The organism is Bacillus sp. SKDU12 (genome assembly GCF_010093085.1).
GTDB lineage: Bacteria > Bacillota > Bacilli > Bacillales > Bacillaceae > Bacillus > Bacillus mexicanus.
On the sequence record NZ_MSRC01000016.1, the window covers coordinates 41676 to 63407 of the forward strand.

Sequence of the window (21732 nt, forward strand, 5' to 3'; positions counted from 1 at the left end):
TCTCCTCCTTAGATTTTCATTATGCAGAATGTCTCCAGTCCATGTAAAGCAATCCGCTCTCACCTAATACATATCGTATGGTTTCATACAGCACGATGCCGGGAAAGAAGCTGATATAGGTGAGGGTAAACCAGTTTCCCTCGTTATGGAGAATGCATGTATAGATTCTCCAATATGTCACAATCTATAACTGTTTTAATAATTCATGGAGGAGGTTGTAAAACATGAGTACCATTCAGAGAATTTGTCTTGTTTTAACCATCATTGGCGCTATTAACTGGGGACTGATCGGATTTTTCCAATTTGACTTAGTAGCGGCTATCTTCGGCGGCCAAGGGTCAGCTCTTTCCCGCATCATTTACGGACTTGTCGGAATCGCCGGCTTAATCAACCTCGGTTTGCTGTTTAAGCCAAGTGAGGAAAGATCACGTGAAGAAGCAGCAAATCCTGAAATGCGATAGGATCAAAGGGCAAAATCCCGAAACACCATGTTTTGGGATTTTGCGTAATCAAAAAGCACCGGACATTCCTGTCCGGTGCTTTTTTCATGCTTATTTTTTGATAAGGTCTTTACGGTTGGACATTTCAATCCACTCTTCAAGCTTATCTTTTAATGTGTTGAAACCTTGTGGTGTAGTAGCTTCTTCGCTTACTTGCGCAGCTTTAGGCTTTCTTGGTTTGCTTTCTTTTTTCTCTGGTGCAGCTTGTGTCGCACGAATTGAAAGGCTGATTTTTCCTTTTTCTTCATCAACAGCAAGTACTTTTACTTGTACTTCATCGCCAACTGAAAGGTGCTCGTTGATATCTTTTACGAAACCGTGAGTCACTTCAGAAATGTGTACTAAACCTTGAGTTTCTTCATCTAATGCAACAAACGCACCATACGCTTGTAATCCTGTAACTTTACCAGTGTAAACACTGCCTACTTCAAATTTTGCTGCCATTCATAACAACTCCTAAGTTAAATTAAATAACTGTTTATACGCAATTTAAAATTATATCACACATGTCTCATTTTCGCAAAAAACTTTTTATTAAAAAATCAGGTTTATGCACAGCAAAAGGGGGAAAACTGAATACCAAAGGCTTTCTAGTATTCCCCCCCTTTTATTGGATGCGAACAAAAAGTTCGTATCTTTTTTTTATGTTGTTTTATGCAGAAAGTGTTTTATTCTGACTAGCGCTTCTTGAAGCTGCTCAATCGAGGTTGCGTATGAACAGCGGATATACCCTTCACCGCTCGGACCAAACACACTTCCCGGAACAACAGCCACTTTTTCCTGTGTCAGAAGCTCTTCTGCAAACTGCTCCGAACTCATTCCCGTGCTTTTAATGGATGGGAAAGCATAGAAAGCCCCGCCTGGATGATGACAGCTGAGGCCAATTTCATTGAGTGTTTCCACAAACAAATTCCGCCTCCTGCGGTAGCTTTTTTTCATTTTTTCTACGTCTTCCATGCCGTTCTTTAAACCTTCAAGGGCAGCAAACTGCGCCATTGAAGGTGCACACATCATCGCGTACTGGTGAATTTTAAGCATTGCATCCCGGAGCACAGGGGGCGCTGCGGCAAAACCGAGCCTCCAGCCCGTCATCGCAAACGCTTTTGAAAAGCCCGAAATGACAACCGTGCGTTCCTTCATATCCGGCAGTGCTGCTATGCTTGTAAATTCCTCATCATATGTCAGCTCAGCGTAGATCTCGTCAGCTAAGACGATGACATCATGTTTTTGAGCAAATTGTGCAATCTCCTTCAGCTCTTCCTTCGAATAAACTGAACCAGTCGGATTCGACGGCGAACAGATGAGAATGGCTTTTGTTTTTTCAGTGACTGCGGCTTCAAAATCCGTAGCCGTCGCTTTAAATCCTTTATCCGCCGTTGTATGGACGTGAACCGGGATGCCGCCTGCCAAAGAAACAAGCGCATCATACGCCACAAAACACGGCTCAGGAATGATGACTTCCTCACCCGGATTTACAATGGCGCGAATCGCGATATCCAAAGCCTGACTTGCCCCTACAGTCACAATCAGCTCATTGTCCGGCGAGTAGTTCAGGCCAAACCTGCTGCTCAAATAACGGCTGATTTCTTCTCGCAATGAGTATAAGCCGGCATTTGCCGTATATGACGTATACCCTTGTTCAAGGGAAAGAATGCTTGCTTCGCGGACATTCCATGCGGTAACAAAATCAGGCTCGCCGACGCCCAGAGAAATGACGCCTTCCATCGTTGCCGCCAAATCAAAAAATTTGCGGATGCCGGATGGTTTTATTTGTTGTACATAGTCAGATAAATACGAAGTCATTTACGGTGACACCACGATTCTTTTGTCGTCATCTCCTGTTTCAAACACTTTGCCGTCATGTTTGTATTTTTTCAGGATAAAATGAGTTGTCGTAGAAACAACTGAATCAAGCGTAGACAGTTTATCTGAAACAAAGCGCGCTACGTCAGACATCGAATTACCGCGGATTACGACAGACAAATCGTACACGCCTGACATCAAATAAACTGATTCAACCTCTTGAAATCGGTAAATCCGTTCCGCTACTTCATCAAAACCGACTCCCCGCTTCGGCGTTACTTTGACGTCAATCATGGCTGTGACGCCTTCATGTCCGTCAACTTTTCGCCAGTCAATCATAGCGGAATAATCGATGATCACCTTTTCTTTTTCCAGTTTATCAATAATTGTTTGCACTTCATTTACAGGGATGCCCGCCATCTTTGCGATTGTTTCTAAGTCGGCGCGGCTGTTCTCGTCTAAAATTTCTAATATTTCTGTTTCTTTTTCCGTCAATTTCATTCGATTCACACCTTTGCATGTCAAGAAATCTCATGACATTATATCACGTTTTTTGACGAATGCTAAGAAAAAAACGAGGAGCAACTTCCACTATAATTGACAATTTCAGGGCACAATACAGTCATCTTATGAAGGGAGTGATGCAAATGGAGGCGATTTCACCAACAAGACGGCTTACAGTCCATGGCGTAAATATATATTACGAACATTATCAAAATCCGGGCAGGCAAACGCTGGTCTGCATACACGGTTTTTTATCATCTGCTTTCAGCTTCAGAAAAGTCATCCCTCTTCTTCGGGACAAGTATGACATCATTGCGCTTGATTTGCCCCCTTTCGGCCAATCTGAAAAATCAAAAACCTTTATCTATACCTATCAAAACCTCGCTAAGCTTGTCATTGGAATGTTGGAGCACCTTCAAGTCAAACAGGCTGCGCTTATCGGTCATTCTATGGGAGGACAGATTTCGCTCGCTGCCGCTCTCTTAAAGCCAGAGCTTTTTTCAAAGGTTGTGCTGCTTTGCAGTTCAGGGTATTTAAAGCGTTCGCATCCATCGATCATTTTCGGGACTCACCTTCCGTATTTTCATCTTTATATCAAGCGCTGGCTCTCGAAAAATGGAGTGGTGAAAAATTTATTAAATGTTGTTCATGACAAAGCGCTGATTGATGAAGAAATGATTGACGGCTATGGCAAACCGTTTCAAGACGAGCAGATTTTCAAGGCAATGACAAGGTTTATCCGCCATAGAGAAGGAGACTTAGAATCCGACCAGTTAAAACAGATGAACAAGCCCGCTCTATTGATTTGGGGCGAGAACGACCGAATCGTGCCTGTTGAGATTGGTAAACGGCTGCACAGCGATTTGCCTGATTCTGTGCTGTACTCTCTCCGCCAGACTGGACATCTGGTGCCTGAGGAACGGCCTGAATACGTGTCCGAACGCATTGCAGAGTTTATCAAATAATAAAAAAACCGGTGCTGAACCGGTTTTTTTAAGGCGTGCAGGAGCTGCTGTTTTTAATGAATAAAAGCTGGCCTGCCACTTCCCGGCAGCTGTCAATTGGCAGCATTTGCTCAAAGGAAAGCTCAAAAACATGCTGAATCCTTTTCGCCAGCGCGTCGGTATCGTCCTCATCATAGACGGCCTGTACGACATCAACAGCCTCCGTTTCGTAAAACTCTTCTCCATATGTAAACGGATCCCATTTAGAAATGATCTTGATCATTTCCCTGACCGCTTGACTTTCTTCCATATTCATCACCGCTTATAATAAAATGTACAGCTCTATTTTATCATAGTGAAGCTTAGAAGATGAGGGGGTAATAGAATGAACTTTGATAAACGAGAAGAACGCCTTGACACCCAATCGGTCAAATGGGACAAAACAGGTGAATTATTCGGCGCGACAGACGCCCTCCCGATGTGGGTGGCGGATATGGATTTTCGTGCGCCCGAAGTGATAACCGATGCATTAAAAGAGCGCCTTGACCACGGAATTTTCGGTTATACGGCTCCAGATCAAAAAACGAAGGATGCTGTGTGCGGATGGATGCAAAACAGGCACGGCTGGAAAGTGAACCAAGAAAGCATCACATTCAGCCCTGGGGTTGTCACAGCGTTGAGTATGGCGGTACAGGCTTTCACAGAGCCTGGAGATCAAGTCGTTGTCCAGCCTCCTGTTTATACGCCTTTTTATCATATGGTTGAGAAAAACGGCCGGCGTATTTTACATAATCCGCTGCTAAAAAAAGGCGGTGTGTATGCAATGGATTTTGAAGATTTGGAAACGAAGCTTAGCGATCCAAGTGTTACATTGTTTATCTTATGCAATCCTCATAACCCATCAGGACGCTCATGGGGACGGAAGGATTTACTGAAGCTCGGCGAATTGTGTCTTGAGCACGGGGTTACAGTTGTATCGGATGAAATCCATTCCGACTTAATGCTCTACGGACATCAACATACGCCATTCGCTTCACTCTCTGACGATTTCGCTAAGATATCTGTGACATGCGTTGCGCCAAGCAAAACATTTAATATCGCCGGGTTACAGGCATCTGCCATCATCATTCCGGATCGGCTAAAGCGCGCCAAGTTTTCAGCAAGCCTGCAGCGCAATGGTTTAGGCGGACTGAACGCGTTTGCCGTTACTGCGATCGAAGCCGCTTACTCAAAAGGCGGACCGTGGCTTAATGAATTAATCTCTTACCTTGAGAAAAACATGAACGAAGCCGAAGCCTTTTTAAGCACCGAGCTGCCAAACGTCAAAATGATGAAGCCGGATGCATCATACCTCATCTGGCTCGACTTCAGCGCTTATGGCTTGTCCGATGAGGAGCTTCAGCAAAAAATGATAAAAAAGGGAAAAGTGATTTTAGAGCCTGGAACGAAATACGGGCCTGGCGGAGAAGGATTTATGCGCCTGAACGCAGGATGCTCTCTTGCAGCCTTGCAGGACGGCCTGCGCCGTATCAAAGCCGCATTAGCATAAATATAGCTTGTTAAACGCCTTTACGTCTTCATTCGTAAAGGTGTTCTTTATAAAGGAATTTGTATTTTTCTTCTAATATTTAGTGTTATAATAGATATATATTTTATACGAAAGGATTTCACACGAATGGAAATTCTAAAAGACTACCTCCTGCACATCTGCTTTATTTTGTTTCCTATTCTTCTCTACCAAGTGTTTTGGCTTGGAAAACCGGCGATTCTTGTTCCCAAAATAAACAGCGGGCTGGTCACTTTATTCGCCTGCAGCGCCTCTGTTTTATGCATTATATTCCCTATTTATGAAATGGACTACATCCAATACGGCCTTCAATTGATTCCTGTTATCCTTTGTTTATTTTACGTGAGTACTGCTTCCGGGCTTACAGTCGCCGCGGCTGTCTTATGTTTTGAACTTCTGTTTTACGAACCTTCCGCAATGTTTGTTTTCACATTGCTGCCTTTTCTTATCATTATTCCAATTTTATTTCAGAAAAAATGGCCTCTCATGTCCAAAGCGAAAAAATTGCTGCTGGCTTTATTGATCAGCTGTTTGGAATTCTTCTTATTTTTCGCTTCCAGCTGGATTCTTTCTATACTTCATATTCTAGATTTTCAAAAACCAGATGTTTTACTTTATGAGGCAGCTGTCTCAGAGCTGTTTCGTTTGAGCGTTCTTCTTTTAAGCATTTATATTATCGAAAGCATTGCCGAAAATATCGCTTTGCGCTCCCAGCTTATCCACTCTGAAAAAATGACGATTGTGAGTGAACTGGCAGCGAGCGTCGCTCATGAAGTCAGAAATCCACTAACAGTTGTCCGTGGGTTTGTCCAGCTGCTTTTTAGTGACGAAACCCTGCAAAACAAGTCGAGTGCGGATTTCAAAAAGCTTGTATTGTCAGAGCTTGACCGAGCACAAGGCATTATTACAAACTATCTCGATATGGCCAAACAGCAATTATACGAAAAAGAGGTATTTGATTTATCAGCACTTATCAAAGAGACAAGCGCCCTTATGGTGTCGTATGCCAATTACAAGTCTGTAACTGTCGAGGCGGAAGCAGAGCCGGACCTTTGTGTATACGGAGACGCAACCAAGCTGAAGCAGGCTGTCATCAACCTAATGAAAAACAGCATTGAAGCGGTCCCTCACGGAAAAGGGATCATCCGCATATCAGCCAAAAGAAGCGGCCATACAATTATCATTACCATCTCAGATAATGGGGTCGGCATGACAGACCATCAAATGCAAAAACTCGGCGAACCTTATTACTCATTAAAAACAAACGGAACAGGACTCGGGCTCACTGTAACCTTTTCAATTATTGAGCATCATCACGGGACCATTTCATTTAACAGCAGCCCCCAAAGAGGCACCACGGTCACAATTAAGCTTCCCGCCGATCTTCCCCACTAGCAAATCGCTTGGAACTTTTATAGAATGAATGCGAGGTGATGACAGATGAGTACGTTTGAAACAGGATCTATCGTTAAAGGATTTTACAAGACAGGGGTATACATAGGAGAGATTACTGCTTGCAGGCCGCAGCATTATTTAGTGAAAATCAAAGCGGTTCTCACCCACCCCACTCAAGGAGACCTTCATCATCCAAAACAGGCGGATGTGCCATTTTTTCATGAGAGAAAAGCGCTCGCATTTGGCGAACAGACCAATATCCCTCATCATATGGTAAAGCCTTATGACGGTGAAGTGCCGGATTATAACGAGTCTCTGCGGGAGGCGGCAGCACAGCTGAGAGCCAAATTGAATGCGGATGGTTCGGAGTGGGCAAAGCGCTCCCTGAATAATCTGGACGTTTTAGAAAAAGAATATATTAACCGGCCATAACCCAGTCTGACAAAAGATTGGGTTTTTTACGTCGCTCGCTTGAACAGTTCAGATAAATCAATTCTTTCACCGATTGTAGGCGGTTTTGGTTTTTCGAGGTACTGCTTATCCCGTTCCACAAGTCTAAAAAGCTTGTGTGCTGTAAGGGCGTCATCAAGCGCTTGATGATGGGTGCCTGTTCCGGAGTCTCCATATTCTTCGGCAGCTTTCCATAATCCCGTAAGTGTCCGATCTCCAAAGAAGTTTTTGTATTCAAGCGATAAATCTCTCATTTCTCCTTTAAATGGGAAAGGGATATGGTTAAACATACAGTTTTGCTTCAGCACTTTCATATCCATGTTTCCCCACGTAATAATCGTGCTGTTTTTCTCTGGGTCCAGCTCGTTTAATTTACGGATGAAATCCTCGAACCTCATCCCTTCGTCTACCTGCTTTTGCGTTATTTTTAAAAAAGACTTACAGCGCTTCGTCAGCTTCGGGAACTTTTTCGGCCTGACATAGCTAGAAAACGTCTCAACTACTTCATCATCAACCGATTTTACAATTCCGGCTTCAATAATTTCCGGGAAAAAGTTTTGCGGACTGTACTTTCCCTCAGGCATCGTAAATTCGAAATCAATAATGAGTAAGCTATTTGTCGTCACCTTTTACACCTGCCTTTCCTCCGATCAGAAAATGCTATCTTTATAGTATATCAATTTCCTTTCTCGACCTTTCTTCATTTTCTAAAAATAATGAATTTTCCCAGCCGCTTCGTTTCTTTTAAATGATGAATCGTTTCATTATAATGAGTAAGAAACCCGAACTAATAAGAAGGTGATGATATTTCTATCCGCAAGAAAAACTTTGTCATTGTGTGGCTGGCGAACTTTTTTGTCTCTGCCAGCACAACGATGATTATTCCTTTTCTCTCTTTATACATTGAGACGCTCAGCACTTTTTCAAATGGCTTTGTGCAGAGGTGGAGCGGCTATGTGTTCGGCATTACATTTCTCATGGCATTTTTGGTATCCCCGTTTTGGGGACGATTCGGAGACAAACGCGGATACAAGAAAATCCTTATGGCAACCGGAACGGGCATTGCCCTCAGCATTTTATTCATGGGCTTTGTTACATCGGTGTACCAATTGTTTTTTCTGCGAATGGCGATGGGCCTTGTAACCGGGTTTATCCCGACATCTCTTGCGATGATTTCGGCCCAGACTCCGAAGAGCTCAGCCGGCAAAACACTCGGCACACTGCAAATGGGACAAGTGTCCGGAAGTTTGTTCGGTCCGCTTTTAGGAGGCATGCTCGCCGATCGTTTCGGCTTTACGTATACCTTTTTTATCACATCCTTTGTGATTTTCTTTTCTGTTCTTCTTGTGTTATTCGGCGTCAAAGAAAAGCCTCTTGCAGAGAAGACAGCCAAACGTACGTCTTACACGCGAAAAGAAGTGCTTTCCTATATTTTTCACCAGCCGGCGCTTTGGGTGATGATGCTGTTGACCATGTTGATTCAAACAGGCAATTTCAGTATCCAGCCGCTGCTCGCTTTATATGTAAATGAGCTGCACGGACCTGTCAATTTGGCCTTTTTCTCAGGCATGGCATTTTCAGCAACAGGACTTGGCAGTTTGCTGCTGGCTAGAAAATGGGGAGATTTGGGCGACCGCTACGGTCACCGCCGCATTTTAATCGGACTTTTACTTGCCGCCTCCTTCTTTTTTATTCCGCAGGCGCTCGCGTCCTCACTCAGCGTGCTCCTTGTTTTCAGATTTTTATTTGGAATGGCGATGGGCGGTTTGCTGCCATGCATCACGGCGGCGATCCGCGTTCAGGCTCCCGGCAGCATTCAAGGAGAAGTTCTCGGCTACAATGTCAGCTTTCGTTTTTTAGGAAATGTGCTCGGACCTCTTCTTGGCGGCATCATATCGAGCCACTTTACCATTTCAGCCGCCTTTTATGTCACAGCGTTTCTCTTTTTTGCCGGCGCCTGCATGCTTTGGATCATGCAGAAATTCCGAAAAGATTCATATGCCAAAGCAAGCTGATTCACAGAAAAACTGAGGAATCTTCTAAATTTAACCTTCTCGTAAACTCAAAAGAGTGGTACGATATGGCTAGAATTTAGGAGAAAAGAGAGTGGCCATGTTACGAAAAATAATCGGATGGATTTTGCTCCTTTGCATAATCCCATTGTTTGCATTTACAATTATCGCTTCCGGAAAAGAAGTAAAACAAATGAAGTCTCTGGATCAGGTGCTTGATAAAAATATTAATCTGAAAGATATCAGTCTTGTTCAGAACAGCTACATGTATGACAGGGACGGATCCTTGGTATCAGAGATCGTCAGCGACCACGAAAATCGTGTTCTCGTTCCATTTGACAAGATTCCCGAGGAAGTCAAACAGATTTTCTTAACGTCTGAGGACCATCATTTTTATGAGCATAAAGGCTTTGACTTCATGGGAATGGTGCGGGCAGCCGCTTCTAACGTCAAAGACAATAAAATTGACCAGGGAGCCAGCACCATTACACAGCAGCTTTCAAGAAACTTGTATTTAAGCCATGAACGCTCTATCAGCCGTAAGCTGACTGAGCTCGCGTATTCTTATCAGCTAGAAAAAAAGTATACGAAGAATGAGATTCTTGAAGCTTACTTAAATACCATTTATTTCAACAATGGTGTGTATGGTGTCGGTTCAGCAGCTGAATTCTATTTCAGCAAACCGCTGAAATCTCTCACAGTGGGAGAAATGGCTTTTATCTGTTCTATCCCTAATAACCCTACATTATATGATCCTCTCAAGCATTTTGACTACACAAAAAGCCGTCAAGAACGTTTGCTTAAAGGGTTAAAAGCTGCCGGGGTCATTACTGATAAAGAACTGAAAAAAGCCGTCAAACAAAAAATCAAACTGGATATTGAAAAAAGAGAAGACAAATATCCTGACTACGTTTCCTACGTCAATGATGAGTTCACTAAGCTGGTCTCTGAATCGGAAGGCTATGATAAACGCATTCAAAAAGCGTCAGGAAAACAAAAAGAAAAGATTGAAAACGAGCTGTCAGCAAAAATCAGCACTTTGACGAAAGACGGCGTAAAAATTTATACCGCACTTGATCCGTATATGCAAAATCAAGTCGTGGCACAAATGAATGAGAAGCTCCCGTATGCAAACGTACAGGGCGGGGCGGCTGTGATTAATCACCAGACGCATCAAATCATCGCTCTATCCGGCGGGAAAAACTATCAAAAATATGACTTTAACCGCGCTTACCAGGCATACAGACAACCAGGTTCATCCATTAAGCCGCTTCTTGATTACGGTCCCTATATTGAAAAGACCGGCGCGACAGCAAGCAGCACAATTGATGCCAGCAAGTTTTGCAGCAAGGATTATTGTCCGCAAAACTACAATAACCGCACGTATGGCACAGTGACAGTCGATACGGCATTTAAGAATTCTTATAACACACCGGCCATCAGAGTGCTGGACCGAGTCGGCATCCAAAAAGCATTCAGCTACATTGAGCCGTATCATTTTGCCAAACTTGTCAACAGCGACTATCGTCTTCCGGCGGCTCTTGGCGGATTTACAAACGGCATGACGCCTCTTGAGATGACAAAGGCGTATACGACTTTCGGCAACAGCGGGAGCTATACACCGAGCCATGCCATTACAAAGGTGACAGACCTTAAAGGAAAGACGCTTTATAAATGGAATGACAATTCAACTCAAATCTTCAGCGTCCGCACGAACATGGAGCTGAAAAAACTCATGTCTTCCGTTGTAAAAAGCGGAACAGGGAAAAAGGCATACTTTAAAGCACCTTATATCGGCGGGAAAACAGGAACATCAAATGATTATCACGATATGTGGTTCGTCGGCCTGACAGATACGTATACAATGGGTGTCTGGGTCGGAAAAGATACACCGAGCAGCGTTGAATATCTTCACAGCATCAGCCCTCAGCTTTCCATCTGGAAAGGAACGCTGCAAACGGCTTATTAAAAAAAGAGGAGGGGATCTGGCGTGGCATCAGAACAAATTCCAAATCGCGTTTTGCTGTTTGACGGTGTGTGCAATCTCTGCAACGGCGCCGTGCAATTTATCATTAAACGTGATCCAGAAGGATTGATTTCTTTTACCTCGCTGCAGTCGGAAACAGGACATAGCCTGCTGAAAAAAAGCGGGCTCCCGACTGATCAGTTTGACAGCTTTGTCTTTATTGAAGATGGCCAAGTGTATACAAAGTCAACTGCGGCCATTAAGGTTTTCAGGCATCTGCGGGGCCCATGGCGGCTCTTCGTCCTGTTTTTCGCAGTACCGAAACCTCTTCGAGACATGGTCTATTCTTTCATTGCCAAAAACCGTTATAAGTGGTTTGGCAAAAAAAATGAATGTATGCTCCCCTCTCCTTCTATCAAAAAAAGATTTTTACCGTAAACGAAAAAATGGCTAGCTTACACAGGTAAGCTAGCCATTATGCTATTATAAAGCTTGATAAATATGAACAGAATACCGATAACAAAGGTAAACCAAAACAGCAGTTCCAACAGAATGAATCCGACTAATGACATGAGAGAAAGCGTCGAATAAATTCGGTATACGATAAACACAAAGTAAGCGAGTGTGACGACCGCAAACCATATCACAATCCAGATGACATTTTGCAAGAGCACAAAGGATAAAACCCCTCCGCCCAAATAAATCATGGAACCCAATCTGATTGTTTTCAGATTGTTCCCTTCTGGATCATTAGCAAAAAACAGCAATGAGAGCTCGGTCACAGTATTTGCAATTAATTTCAGAGCGGAGAGAACCATAAAATATAAAAGAGCAAAGGCAGCAAATAACGCAAGCCTGATCCCTTTCTCTGAAAAGTAATCGAGAATTCCGTCATACATTCCAAATGAGGACAGCATGTTCAACGCATAAAGTGAAGTTGAAATGGATAAAGACGAACTAAAAAGCAGGATCGCAATCAGCGGAAAGTATCCTGTCAAATAAGTATTTTTCATATAAATAAGTCCCTTTCTATAATCTACCCCATTTATTATGGAGGACTTAAAACACATTGACAAGATAAATTATTCCATTTTTTCTCCTTTTTACGATTTACAGTCCCAAATCTTCACAAACTCGCGTTTTGAAGGTAAAGTAGTACGCAGGAATCATAAAACATAAGGAAGTTTTATATGAAAAAAACATTGAAACTGCAAACCAGACTCACCATATTCGTTTGTATTGTTGTGTTAATCGCACTGCTCATTACATTTTTTACAGTAGGTGCCCAAACCACCACTCGGATTAGAGATCAGGAAAAAGCCACTGCGCTGCAGACCGCAGAAATGGTGGCAGAAGCGCCGATCACAGCCTCTTCTTTAGAAAAAGGGGAAAAACCGAAGGAGCTGCAAAGCTACACAAAGCGGGTTCAGAAAATCACCGGGACGGAATTTGTTGTCATTATAGATATGAATGGCATTCGCCAAACCCATCCCGATCCGAAAAAAATCGGAAAAAAGTTCAGCGGCGGTGATGAATCCGAAGTGTTAAAAGGTCATGTCCATATCAGCACCGCTTCCGGTACGCTCGGGAAATCGCAGAGAGCATTCGTTCCTGTCTACGGGAAGAATGGAAAACAAGTCGGTGCAGTCGCCGTCGGCATCACCGTCAATGAAATTGATGAAGTGATCAGTCATAGCTTGCGTCCGCTCTACTTTATTATCTGCGTCAGCATTTTTGTCGGCGTCATCGGAGCTGTTATCGTCGCTCGTACGGTGAAAAATATTATGTACGGCCTTGAACCTTATGAAATTGCGACTCTTCTTGAGGAACGGAGCGCGATGCTTGAATCAACGAAGGAAGGGATACTCGCTGTCGATGAACATGGCAAAATCAAACTTGCCAACGCGGAAGCAAAGCGCCTGTTCGTGAAAATGGGCATCAGCACAAATCCCGTCGATCAGGATGTCAATGACATTCTGCCGAAAAGCCGCTTAAAAAAGGTCATTGAGACCAAAAAACCGCTTCAAGACAGAGATGTCCGCATTAACGGATTAGAACTGGTGTTTAATGAAGTTCCCATCCATCTGAAAGGACAAACTGTCGGAGCAATTGCGACATTCCGTGACAAAACCGAGGTAAAACATTTAGCTGAACAGCTTTCAGGTGTTAAAATGTATGCAAACGCATTGAGAGCACAGTCTCATGAATTTATGAACAAACTGCACGTGATATTAGGTCTCGTCCAGCTGAAAGAGTATGACGATCTTGGAGAATATATTAAAGATATTGCGATCCAGCAAAAGTCAGAAACAAGCGAAATCATAAATGATGTCAAAAGTTCTGTGCTGGCCGGTTTTCTGCTCGGAAAACAGAGCTTCATACGAGAGCAAGGCGCAGATCTTGATATTGAATGCAAAGGTGTCATCCCGAACGCGGCAGACCCTTCAGTTATTCATGAACTCATTACAATCATCGGAAATCTCGTCAACAATGCATTGGACGCCGTTACTAATATGCCGAAAAAACAAATCACGATGTCCATGCGTTTTCATAACAGCATACTGGATATTGAAATTACCGATACAGGAGCTGGCATGTCTAAAGAAGATCAAGCCCGCGTGTTTGAACAAGGCTATTCAACCAAGGGCAAAAACCGGGGATTCGGCCTTTATTTCACACAGCAAAGCATTGAAAATCTAAAGGGCCAAATGATCCTGACAAGCGAAGAAAATGAAGGAACGACATTCAGTCTTCGCGTCCCGTACGAACCGAAGGAGGAAAACCATGATTAATGTACTAATAGTTGAAGATGACCCCATGGTGGGTGAATTAAATAAACGATACTTAAGCCAAATAGAAGGCTTTCAGCTGAAAGGCATCGCCTCTTCCTTTCAAAGCGCTCTGCATATTTTAGGAGAACATCATATCGACCTTATTTTGCTCGATATTTATATGCCGGGTAAAAATGGCCTTGAATTGCTAACTGAGCTGAGATCACAAAATGAAGCGGTTGACGTGATTGTCATCTCGGCGGCCAGCGAGCTTGACGTCATCAAAAGAACACTACGTTACGGCGCTGTCGATTATTTAATCAAACCGTTTGAATTTGAACGGTTTCAAACTGCCCTGTCTGATTACAGACGAAAACAAAAGGTATACTCAACCCATCGCAATATGAGCCAAAAAGAACTGGACGCCGAACTTTTCCAAAAGAAAGAAGCGACAGAAAAAGTACAGCTTCCTAAAGGGCTGACAAAAAGCACGCTGAAGCTCATTTGGTCCAGTATCCAGTCATTTGAAAATGAATCTTTTACGACAGAAGACTTGGCAAAACACACAGAAATCTCTCAAGTATCCATACGGAAATACTTAAAGTTTCTTGAAGACATTCAAGTTCTGAATGTGGAAATGGCATACGGCACAATCGGACGGCCGGTATTTCAGTACAATGTCAATACAGCAAACCTTAATGGAATTAAGCAATATCTATAAAAAACCCGCACTGTTCATTCCGATCAGTGCGGGTTTTCTGTCTTATCTCTTGATTCTATACCGCAACTCCTTTAGAAAGAAATACTTACACCACGCTAATTCAAGAAAGATTAAAACTGTCTCAGCGCAATCTGTTTGTTCCCAGGCTTTTTTATGTGCCACGGCCGATACGATAGGTCAACGCTGCATAGGTGTGATGATCAGCACATTGTATGGCGGCATCTATAGCTCTATGATTGCGTTTGATTTCATATACTCCACCAATCTCCGGCCCAGAGCTTGGACTTGGGAACTGGCATCTGATGGGCGCTCTCGGGGCTGCCCTGTTTTCAGGTTTACCAAAATTTTCAGCCTCATTAGCTCCGCCTCCCTCTTTTTGTTTATACGCCGATGGCGCTTATGTATTAACAATTTTCACTTCAACAGGCCTCATCGGACATCTCCTATATAAAAGAAAAAATAATCATTCATTCTCCCTAGGGAGACACTTCTCCAGACTTTATCCTAATTCAAACGTCCTTTTTATTTTAATTTTTTATTTATTTTTTAATTTAAAAAACTATCAAGTGTTAACGCTTTCTTGTAGACTGTAACAAACAATACATGGGGGTGTATGACATGGGAGCAATTCCAAAAACGGGGACAATTTCAAATAAGCATAAAGACCTAAATGAGGAAAATCTTTTTCGAAAAATTTGGGCCTGGGAAATCGGTGTGATTCCTCTGCCATTATACACAGTGTTAGCTATTATTATTATTCTTGCAGCCTACTACAATGAGCTTCCCTCAAACATGCTAGGCGGGTTTGCTATCATCATGATTCTGGGTGTGTTTCTTGGAGACATCGGACAGCGCATTCCAATATTGAAGGATATTGGCGGCCCAGCTATTTTATCATTGTTTGTTCCTTCATTTTTAGTCTTTTATCATGTATTGAATTCAACATCTTTAGACGCTGTAACAAACTTGATGAAAACGTCTAATTTCCTTTATTTTTATATCGCTTGTCTTGTTGTGGGAAGTATCCTCGGAATGAACAGAGTTGTGTTAATACAGGGATTTATCAGAATGTTCGTACCGCTGGTAGCCGGAACGATTGCGGCTGTTACAGCCGGCATCCTTGTCGGGTTTATTTTTGGCTACAGCGCTTATGATTCCTTTTTCTTTGTTGTTGTTCCGATTATTGCCGGGGGAATAGGTGAAGGGATTTTACCTCTTTCAATTGCCTACTCACAAATATTGGGTTCATCTGCTGATGTGTTTGTATCTCAGCTGGTCCCTGCCGCTATTATCGGAAACGTTTTTGCAATTATATGTGCTGCTTTGATGAAAAAACTAGGCGATAAGCGCCCGGATCTAAACGGAAACGGGCGTCTCGTCAAATCTAAAAAAGCAAATGAGATTTTTAATCAGAAAGAAGAAGAAGCAAAAATTGATTTTAAATTGATGGGAGCCGGTGTTCTGCTCGCGTGTACATTCTTTATTTTCGGCGGGTTATTAGAGAAATTTATCTTTATTCCCGGCGCAATCTTAATGATTATTTCAGCGGCGGCCGTCAAATATGCGAATATTCTGCCAAAAAAAATGGAAGATGGCGCTTACCAGCTTTATAAATTTATTTCTTCAAGCTTTACATGGCCGCTGATGGTCGGCCTCGGCATCCTCTTTATTCCGTTGGATGACGTGGCATCTGTCATTTCTATACCATTTGTCGTCATTTGTATTTCAGTTGTTGTCGCGATGATTGCTTCTGGATATTTTGTGGGCAAGCTGATGAATATGTACCCCGTTGAATCCGCGATCGTTACCTGCTGTCACAGCGGTCTTGGCGGAACTGGTGATGTCGCGATCTTATCAGCGTCAGGAAGAATGGGCCTTATGCCGTTCGCACAAATTTCCACCCGACTCGGCGGTGCAGGCACCGTCATTTGTGCGACAGTTCTGCTTCGTTTTTTTGCTTCATAATCAGAAAAAGAGTTCCGTTAATTGCGGGACTCTTTTTCTATCTATTGACAATCCGGATATACTCTCGAGGACCAAACGGCATATCTTTTGATTCCACCTGACTCATTCTGGCTGACAGGTGATGCTCTAAAAAATAAAGCTCCCATTCCTCACCAGCCCCAACATCGCCTCGCCCATCATATTGATTCACAATGAATGCCCCTGCAAAAATGGAACAGAATAAACCCGAGCACATCAATCCCTTTCTTTTCACATGACCAGCTCCTTACATTCAGCTTGATCAGAAATGATTTTAAATATACAAATGACAATATTTTTGCTAGACTTATTTTGAGGTCAAAAGAACTCATAAGGACCCGTTTTGCAGTTCGAAGCATGGCAGCTTGCAGAAAAGTGCGATATAATTTGGACTAGGTCGTTTGACTGTATATGTTGATACATAGAGCATTTTTCAATTAAGAAAAAGAAAAAGGAGGTCTTAACTTTGCAGCTCTTACATTTTGCTATTTTATCGCCTTTTTTATTTGCTTTTATCATTCCCGTCTTGGCAAAATACGCAAAAAGAGTGCACACGGGCTGGTTTGTGCTGATCCTGCCCGTCTTGCTGTTTATATACTTTCTCCCAATGATCAGGATGACACAATCTGGAGAAACACTGCGGTCTGTATTTGAGTGGATTCCTTCACTTGGCATTAACTTTACCGTTTATATAGACGGTCTCGGATTATTATTTGCCTTGCTGATCACAGGAATCGGCTCTTTGGTCACTCTTTACAGCATTTTTTATTTATCGAAAGACAAAGAACAGCTTGGACCCTTTTATGTCTACTTATTAATGTTTATGGGTGCAATGCTCGGTGTGGTTCTAGTAGACAATGTTATGGTTCTCTATATGTTTTGGGAGCTTACAAGCCTTTCATCCTTTTTGCTGATCGGCTATTGGTACAAGCGTGAAAAGTCGCGCTACGGCGCCGCTAAATCACTTTTGATTACGGTCACCGGCGGTCTGTGCATGCTCGGCGGATTTATTCTCCTTTATCTGATAACAGATTCCTTCAGTATTAGAGAGATGATTCATCAGGTTCAATTAATTGCCGGCCACAACCTGTTTATCCCGGCGATGATTCTCATTTTACTGGGAGCCTTTACGAAATCCGCGCAATTTCCTTTTTATATTTGGCTGCCTGATGCGATGGAAGCTCCTACGCCTGTCAGCGCTTATCTTCACTCAGCTACAATGGTGAAAGCCGGGATTTATATCATTGCGAGATTCAGTCCTATTTTTGCCTTTTCAGCTCAGTGGTTTTGGATTATTTCTCTGGTCGGGCTCATTACGATGGTATGGAGTTCATTCCAAGCCGTGAAACAAACCGATTTAAAGTCGATTTTGGCGTTTTCAACCGTCAGTCAGCTTGGCATGATTATCTCCATGCTTGGTGTCAGTGCCGCGGCGCTTCATTACGGCCATACGGAATATTATACAGTTGCCGCTATGGCTGCCATTTTCCATTTAATCAATCACGCCACCTTTAAAGGGAGCTTGTTTATGGCAGTCGGGATTATCGATCACGAAACAGGCACAAGGGATGTCCGGAAGCTCGGCGGCCTGATGGCGATTATGCCGATTACATTTACAATTTCCTTAATCGGAACATTTTCAATGGCCGGCCTTCCGCCGTTTAATGGGTTTTTGAGTAAAGAAATGTTTTTCACTAGCATGCTTCGCATCACACATTTCGATCTGTTCAATGTACAGACATGGGGTGTTCTATTCCCTGTTCTCGCCTGGATCGGAAGCGTATTTACGTTTATCTACAGCATGAAATTGCTGTTTAACACATTCAGAGGGAATTACCAGCCTGAGAAGCTTGATAAACAGGCTCACGAAGCGCCGCTTGGCATGCTTATATCACCTGTCATTCTTGTTGCTTTGGCTGTCAGCCTCTTCTTTTTCCCGAATATATTGTCTTACAGCCTGATAGAGCCTGCGATGAACTCAATCTATCCGACACTGCTGGACAGCCATGAGAAATTCCATGTTCACATTTCACAATGGCACGGGTTGAATACAGAAGTGCTGATGACTGCAGGCATTATTGTTATCGGCACCATCGGATATATGGCGATGAATAAGTGGAAAGGAATCTATAAGCTGTTTCCTGCGAAGCTCACACTTAATCGGTTATACGACAAGCTTGTGACGCTGATGGAGAAAGGATCTTATCGTATCACAAAACAATATATGACCGGATTTTTAAGGGATTATTTGCTGTATATCTTCGCTGGTTTCATCATTCTGATGGGCGGCGCTATGCTAATTAAGGGCGGATTTTCCTTTACCACAAAAGGCATGGCTGACATCGGCGGATACGAACTGATCCTAACGGTTGTTATGATCAGTGCCACAGCGGCGACCGTTTTTGCCAGATCAAGATTGACCGCGATTATATCACTCGGTGTTGTCGGTTATACGCTCGCATTGTTTTTTGTGATTTTCAGAGCGCCGGACTTGGCCTTGACCCAGCTTGTCATTGAAACCATCTCTGTAGCGCTGTTCCTGCTTTGTTTCTACCATCTGCCGAAATTGAAGCTGAAAAAGAAAACGAGAACGTTTCGGATGACGAACTTTATCATTGCTTTAGGAGTCGGCATTATCGTTACCCTGCTTGGCATCGCATCTTCAAGCCAGCGGACAAAAGACAGCATTGCAGCGTTCTTTGTAAAACACAGCCACGATCTCGGCGGGGGAAATAATGTCGTCAATGTCATCCTCGTTGATTTCAGGGGCTTTGATACCATGTTTGAAATCACCGTGCTGACCATTGCCGCTCTTGGCATCTACAGCATGATTAAAACAAAAGTAAAAGAGGAGGAGAGAAGCGGTGAATGAACAAAAAACAAATGACTTAATTCTTCAAACCGTGACAAAGCTTGTATCCTTTATCATTTTGCTTTTCTCTTTCTATTTATTTTTATCAGGGCATAACGCGCCCGGAGGAGGCTTTGTCGGCGGACTGATCACATCCGCTTCCATCGTGCTGCTGCTTTTGGCATATGATTTAAAAACCGTCCGTGCGATTTTGCCGGTTAATTTCATTTACGTTGCGGGAGCGGGCCTTCTGCTCGCTGTATTAACAGGCGTTGGCTCCTTTGTCTTCGGAGCTCCTTTTTTAAGCCATACATTCGGACACTTTCATCTCCCGATATTGGGAGACACAGAACTCGCCACAGCGACGATTTTTGATTTAGGCGTTTATCTTGTTGTCGTAGGCATTACGATGACCATTATTCAAACGATTGGAGAGGAAGAATAATGGAAATCTTAATGTCAGTTTTAGCCGGGATTATTTTTATGGCCGCCACGTATTTACTGCTTTCAAAAAGCCTGCTTCGCGTCATTATCGGAACAGCTCTTTTGAGCCATGGCGTTCATTTAATGCTTTTGACTATGGGAGGATTAAAGGAAGGTGCCGCTCCGATTTTGGGCGAGCAAATCAAATCTTTTGTCGATCCGCTTCCGCAAGCCCTGATTTTGACAGCTATTGTCATTTCATTTGGGGTTACATCATTCCTTCTCGTCATGGCCTTTCGGGCTTATCAGGAATTGAACTCGGACGATATGGATCAAATGAGGGGAAATGATCAACATGAATAATTTTGTTATTTTGCCAATACTGATCCCGCTCCTGTCGGCCATTCTGCTGATTTTCATGACGAAAAATCTTATGCTCATGCGGATCTTCAGCACGGTGGCATCAGCAGTCGGGATAGTGATCAGCGGCATACTCGTACAGACTGTCTTTACAAATGGCATCCAGACCCTCAGTTTGGGCGGCTGGAAAGCGCCGTATGGCATTGCGCTGGCCGCAGACCAATTCGCCAGCCTGCTCGTTCTTACAACATCAATCATCGGTTTATTGGTTGTGCTTTATTCCTTCCATTCCATCGGTGAAAAGCGGGAGCGTTCATTTTATTACTCCGGCGTCCATTTTTTGCTTGCTGGTGTTAGCGGAGCGTTTTTAACAGGCGATTTATTTAACATGTACGTATTTTTTGAACTTCTGCTTATTGCTTCCTATATGCTGATCGTATTAGGCGGCACAAAAATTCAGCTGCGGGAGTCCCTTAAATATATTGTGTTTAATATCGTATCGTCTGCCCTGTTTGTCATTGGTGTCGGCTATTTATACGCTGTCACCGGTACGTTAAACATGGCGGATCTCAGTGTGAAAATTAGCGAATCAGGACAAACCGGGCTGATCACTGTCATTGGTATCCTGCTGCTTTTAGTATTTGGCATGAAGGGCGGAATTTTCCCCCTCTACTTCTGGCTGCCGGGCTCTTATTACGCGCCTCCGGCTGCGATCTCAGCACTGTTCGGCGCATTGCTCACAAAAGTCGGCCTATACGCGATCACCAGGGTCTTTACATTGATTTTTATTCACGATACAGCTTTTACCCATCAACTGATGATTTGGCTGGCAGCGCTGACTGTGATTTTCGGTGTAATTGGTTCACTCGCTTATTCGGATGTTATGAAAATTGTGATTTACAACATTATTACGGCTGTCGGCGTGATTTTGTTCGGTGTGGCTGTACATACCCCCGCATCAATCCAAGGCGCGATTTATTATCTGATTCACGATATGCTGATTAAAGGGGCTTTATTTATGCTGGCGGGCGCGCTGATCACATTGACAGGAACGGCCAGCCTTCATAAAATGGGCGGGCTGCTCAAACGCTACCCCGTTCTTGGGTGGATGTTTTTCATTTCAGCTATTTCTCTTGCAGGCATCCCGCCTCTCAGCGGATTTATCGGTAAACTTAAAATTGTAGAGGGCGGTTTTGCAAAGGGTGAATTTACGATTTCCATTCTGGTTCTGCTTTCGAGTCTGCTCGTCCTTTACTCCGTGCTGAGGATTTTTATGAACGCCTTTTGGGGCGAAGAAAAAACTACCCCAAAACCAAATCATAAAACAGCTAAAGGGCTTCTTTATCCGGCAGCTATTTTTCTCTTGCTGTCTCTTCTGGTCGGATTGGGTACAGAATGGATATCGCCTTATGTTGATCAAGCCGCCGAGACGTTGCTGAATCCAGAAAAATATATAGAAGCTGTTTTGAAGGAGTAGATCGC

The 21732-nt window shown here is 43.3% G+C and carries 22 protein-coding genes and 1 pseudogene; 15 read left to right on the top strand and 8 right to left on the bottom strand.

The window, feature by feature from the left end; translation table 11 throughout:
- The first annotated feature begins 224 nt into the window (after positions 1-224).
- The gene (locus tag BTW01_RS12910) at positions 225-461 is read left to right on the top strand and encodes a DUF378 domain-containing protein (protein ID WP_162103366.1); all 237 of its coding nucleotides are present in this window, start codon (positions 225-227) and stop codon (positions 459-461) included.
- A gap of 90 nt (positions 462-551) precedes the next feature.
- Here the strand turns inward: BTW01_RS12910 and yugI are convergent, their stop codons facing one another.
- The 3 genes from yugI to BTW01_RS12925 all read right to left on the bottom strand — a co-directional run bounded on the left by yugI (position 552) and on the right by BTW01_RS12925 (position 2804).
- The gene (gene yugI / locus BTW01_RS12915) at positions 552-944 is read right to left on the bottom strand and encodes a S1 domain-containing post-transcriptional regulator GSP13 (protein WP_162103367.1); all 393 of its coding nucleotides are present in this window, start codon (positions 942-944) and stop codon (positions 552-554) included.
- Between the two features lie 198 nt (positions 945-1142).
- Positions 1143-2303 carry an aminotransferase gene (locus BTW01_RS12920; RefSeq protein ID WP_162103368.1) on the bottom strand — a complete coding sequence of 387 codons (1161 nt, stop codon included), beginning with the start codon at positions 2301-2303 and terminating at the stop codon, positions 1143-1145.
- Positions 2304-2804: an Lrp/AsnC family transcriptional regulator gene (locus BTW01_RS12925; protein ID WP_003220765.1), complete on the bottom strand. Its 501-nt coding sequence runs from the start codon at positions 2802-2804 to the stop codon at positions 2304-2306. It lies immediately after the preceding gene.
- A 146-nt stretch (positions 2805-2950) separates the two neighbouring features.
- Between BTW01_RS12925 and BTW01_RS12930 the strand changes: the two genes are divergently transcribed.
- The gene (locus BTW01_RS12930) at positions 2951-3772 is read left to right on the top strand and encodes an alpha/beta fold hydrolase (RefSeq protein WP_162103369.1); all 822 of its coding nucleotides are present in this window, start codon (positions 2951-2953) and stop codon (positions 3770-3772) included.
- Positions 3773-3800: 28 nt separating this feature from the next.
- On the opposite strand, the gene BTW01_RS12935 is transcribed toward BTW01_RS12930, so the two are convergent.
- Positions 3801-4061, bottom strand: coding sequence for a DUF1871 family protein (locus BTW01_RS12935; protein ID WP_162103370.1), 261 nt, complete (start codon positions 4059-4061; stop codon positions 3801-3803).
- Positions 4062-4136: 75 nt separating this feature from the next.
- Between BTW01_RS12935 and BTW01_RS12940 the strand changes: the two genes are divergently transcribed.
- From BTW01_RS12940 to BTW01_RS12950, 3 genes are all read left to right on the top strand, one after another.
- Positions 4137-5300 carry a MalY/PatB family protein gene (locus tag BTW01_RS12940; protein WP_162103371.1) on the top strand — a complete coding sequence of 388 codons (1164 nt, stop codon included), beginning with the start codon at positions 4137-4139 and terminating at the stop codon, positions 5298-5300.
- A gap of 126 nt (positions 5301-5426) precedes the next feature.
- Positions 5427-6713, top strand: a complete 1287-nt coding sequence (locus BTW01_RS12945) for a sensor histidine kinase (RefSeq protein ID WP_162103372.1) — start codon at positions 5427-5429, stop codon at positions 6711-6713.
- Positions 6714-6758: 45 nt separating this feature from the next.
- On the top strand, positions 6759-7145 hold the full coding sequence (locus BTW01_RS12950) for a kinase-associated lipoprotein B (protein ID WP_162103373.1): 387 nt from the start codon (positions 6759-6761) through the stop codon (positions 7143-7145).
- Positions 7146-7171: 26 nt separating this feature from the next.
- Here BTW01_RS12950 and kapD read toward each other — a convergent pair whose 3' ends face one another.
- Positions 7172-7789, bottom strand: coding sequence for a 3'-5' exonuclease KapD (kapD, locus tag BTW01_RS12955; RefSeq protein ID WP_162103374.1), 618 nt, complete (start codon positions 7787-7789; stop codon positions 7172-7174).
- A 74-nt stretch (positions 7790-7863) separates the two neighbouring features.
- Positions 7864-8067 (bottom strand): annotated as a pseudogene (locus BTW01_RS18745) (hypothetical protein).
- Between BTW01_RS18745 and BTW01_RS12965 the strand changes: the two are divergent.
- The 3 genes from BTW01_RS12965 to BTW01_RS12975 all read left to right on the top strand — a co-directional run bounded on the left by BTW01_RS12965 (position 7970) and on the right by BTW01_RS12975 (position 11579).
- Positions 7970-9178, top strand: coding sequence for a multidrug efflux MFS transporter (locus BTW01_RS12965; RefSeq protein ID WP_238391425.1), 1209 nt, complete (start codon positions 7970-7972; stop codon positions 9176-9178). The pseudogene BTW01_RS18745 and the gene BTW01_RS12965 sit on opposite strands and share 98 nt — an antisense overlap.
- Positions 9179-9269: 91 nt before the next feature.
- A complete protein-coding gene (locus tag BTW01_RS12970) occupies positions 9270-11144 on the top strand; it encodes a transglycosylase domain-containing protein (protein WP_162103376.1) in 1875 nt (624 codons plus the stop codon).
- Positions 11145-11165: 21 nt separating this feature from the next.
- Complete coding sequence (locus BTW01_RS12975) at positions 11166-11579, top strand: thiol-disulfide oxidoreductase DCC family protein (protein ID WP_162103377.1); 414 nt, start codon at positions 11166-11168, stop codon at positions 11577-11579.
- Between the two features lie 17 nt (positions 11580-11596).
- Here the strand turns inward: BTW01_RS12975 and BTW01_RS12980 are convergent, their stop codons facing one another.
- A complete protein-coding gene (locus BTW01_RS12980; RefSeq protein ID WP_162103378.1) occupies positions 11597-12154 on the bottom strand; it encodes a YufK family protein in 558 nt (185 codons plus the stop codon).
- 177 nt (positions 12155-12331) lie between these two features.
- Here BTW01_RS12980 and maeL point away from each other — a divergent pair, with 177 nt between their 5' ends.
- The 3 genes from maeL (at position 12332) to maeN (ending at position 16598) form a co-directional block, all read left to right on the top strand.
- Positions 12332-13933, top strand: a complete 1602-nt coding sequence (maeL, locus tag BTW01_RS12985) for a two-component system sensor histidine kinase MaeL (RefSeq protein ID WP_162103379.1) — start codon at positions 12332-12334, stop codon at positions 13931-13933.
- On the top strand, positions 13926-14633 hold the full coding sequence (gene maeM / locus BTW01_RS12990; RefSeq protein ID WP_162103380.1) for a two-component system response regulator MaeM: 708 nt from the start codon (positions 13926-13928) through the stop codon (positions 14631-14633). Before maeL ends, maeM begins: the two co-directional genes overlap by 8 nt.
- Before the next feature lie 618 nt (positions 14634-15251).
- A complete protein-coding gene (gene maeN / locus BTW01_RS12995) occupies positions 15252-16598 on the top strand; it encodes a sodium/malate symporter MaeN (protein WP_162103381.1) in 1347 nt (448 codons plus the stop codon).
- Between the two features lie 37 nt (positions 16599-16635).
- Here the strand turns inward: maeN and BTW01_RS13000 are convergent, their stop codons facing one another.
- The gene (locus BTW01_RS13000) at positions 16636-16851 is read right to left on the bottom strand and encodes a hypothetical protein (protein WP_162103382.1); all 216 of its coding nucleotides are present in this window, start codon (positions 16849-16851) and stop codon (positions 16636-16638) included.
- A 231-nt stretch (positions 16852-17082) separates the two neighbouring features.
- Here BTW01_RS13000 and BTW01_RS13005 point away from each other — a divergent pair, with 231 nt between their 5' ends.
- From BTW01_RS13005 to BTW01_RS13020, 4 genes are read left to right on the top strand one after another with little or no spacing between them, the layout of a single operon-like run.
- Complete coding sequence (locus BTW01_RS13005) at positions 17083-19488, top strand: Na+/H+ antiporter subunit A (RefSeq protein WP_162103383.1); 2406 nt, start codon at positions 17083-17085, stop codon at positions 19486-19488.
- Complete coding sequence (locus tag BTW01_RS13010; RefSeq protein WP_162103384.1) at positions 19481-19912, top strand: Na(+)/H(+) antiporter subunit B; 432 nt, start codon at positions 19481-19483, stop codon at positions 19910-19912. Before BTW01_RS13005 ends, BTW01_RS13010 begins: the two co-directional genes overlap by 8 nt.
- Complete coding sequence (locus BTW01_RS13015) at positions 19912-20253, top strand: Na(+)/H(+) antiporter subunit C (protein ID WP_162103385.1); 342 nt, start codon at positions 19912-19914, stop codon at positions 20251-20253. The genes BTW01_RS13010 and BTW01_RS13015 overlap by 1 nt, the downstream gene beginning before the upstream one ends.
- Positions 20246-21727 (top strand): Na+/H+ antiporter subunit D, encoded by a 1482-nt coding sequence (locus BTW01_RS13020; protein WP_162103386.1) that lies wholly within the window; start codon positions 20246-20248, stop codon positions 21725-21727. The genes BTW01_RS13015 and BTW01_RS13020 overlap by 8 nt, the downstream gene beginning before the upstream one ends.
- Positions 21728-21732: the final 5 nt, after the last annotated feature.

Bases quoted from the DNA above. Each gene is read 5' to 3' on its own strand.
- BTW01_RS12910 (WP_162103366.1), top strand. From the start codon at position 225: ATGAGTACCATTCAGAGAATTTGTCTTGTTTTAACCATCATTGGCGCT.
- yugI (WP_162103367.1), bottom strand. From the start codon at position 944: ATGGCAGCAAAATTTGAAGTAGGCAGTGTTTACACTGGTAAAGTTACA.
- BTW01_RS12920 (WP_162103368.1), bottom strand. From the start codon at position 2,303: ATGACTTCGTATTTATCTGACTATGTACAACAAATAAAACCATCCGGC.
- BTW01_RS12925 (WP_003220765.1), bottom strand. From the start codon at position 2,804: ATGAAATTGACGGAAAAAGAAACAGAAATATTAGAAATTTTAGACGAG.
- BTW01_RS12930 (WP_162103369.1), top strand. From the start codon at position 2,951: ATGGAGGCGATTTCACCAACAAGACGGCTTACAGTCCATGGCGTAAAT.
- BTW01_RS12935 (WP_162103370.1), bottom strand. From the start codon at position 4,061: ATGGAAGAAAGTCAAGCGGTCAGGGAAATGATCAAGATCATTTCTAAA.
- BTW01_RS12940 (WP_162103371.1), top strand. From the start codon at position 4,137: ATGAACTTTGATAAACGAGAAGAACGCCTTGACACCCAATCGGTCAAA.
- BTW01_RS12945 (WP_162103372.1), top strand. From the start codon at position 5,427: ATGGAAATTCTAAAAGACTACCTCCTGCACATCTGCTTTATTTTGTTT.
- BTW01_RS12950 (WP_162103373.1), top strand. From the start codon at position 6,759: ATGAGTACGTTTGAAACAGGATCTATCGTTAAAGGATTTTACAAGACA.
- BTW01_RS12980 (WP_162103378.1), bottom strand. From the start codon at position 12,154: ATGAAAAATACTTATTTGACAGGATACTTTCCGCTGATTGCGATCCTG.
- maeL (WP_162103379.1), top strand. From the start codon at position 12,332: ATGAAAAAAACATTGAAACTGCAAACCAGACTCACCATATTCGTTTGT.
- maeM (WP_162103380.1), top strand. From the start codon at position 13,926: ATGATTAATGTACTAATAGTTGAAGATGACCCCATGGTGGGTGAATTA.
- maeN (WP_162103381.1), top strand. From the start codon at position 15,252: ATGGGAGCAATTCCAAAAACGGGGACAATTTCAAATAAGCATAAAGAC.
- BTW01_RS13015 (WP_162103385.1), top strand. From the start codon at position 19,912: ATGGAAATCTTAATGTCAGTTTTAGCCGGGATTATTTTTATGGCCGCC.
- BTW01_RS13020 (WP_162103386.1), top strand. From the start codon at position 20,246: ATGAATAATTTTGTTATTTTGCCAATACTGATCCCGCTCCTGTCGGCC.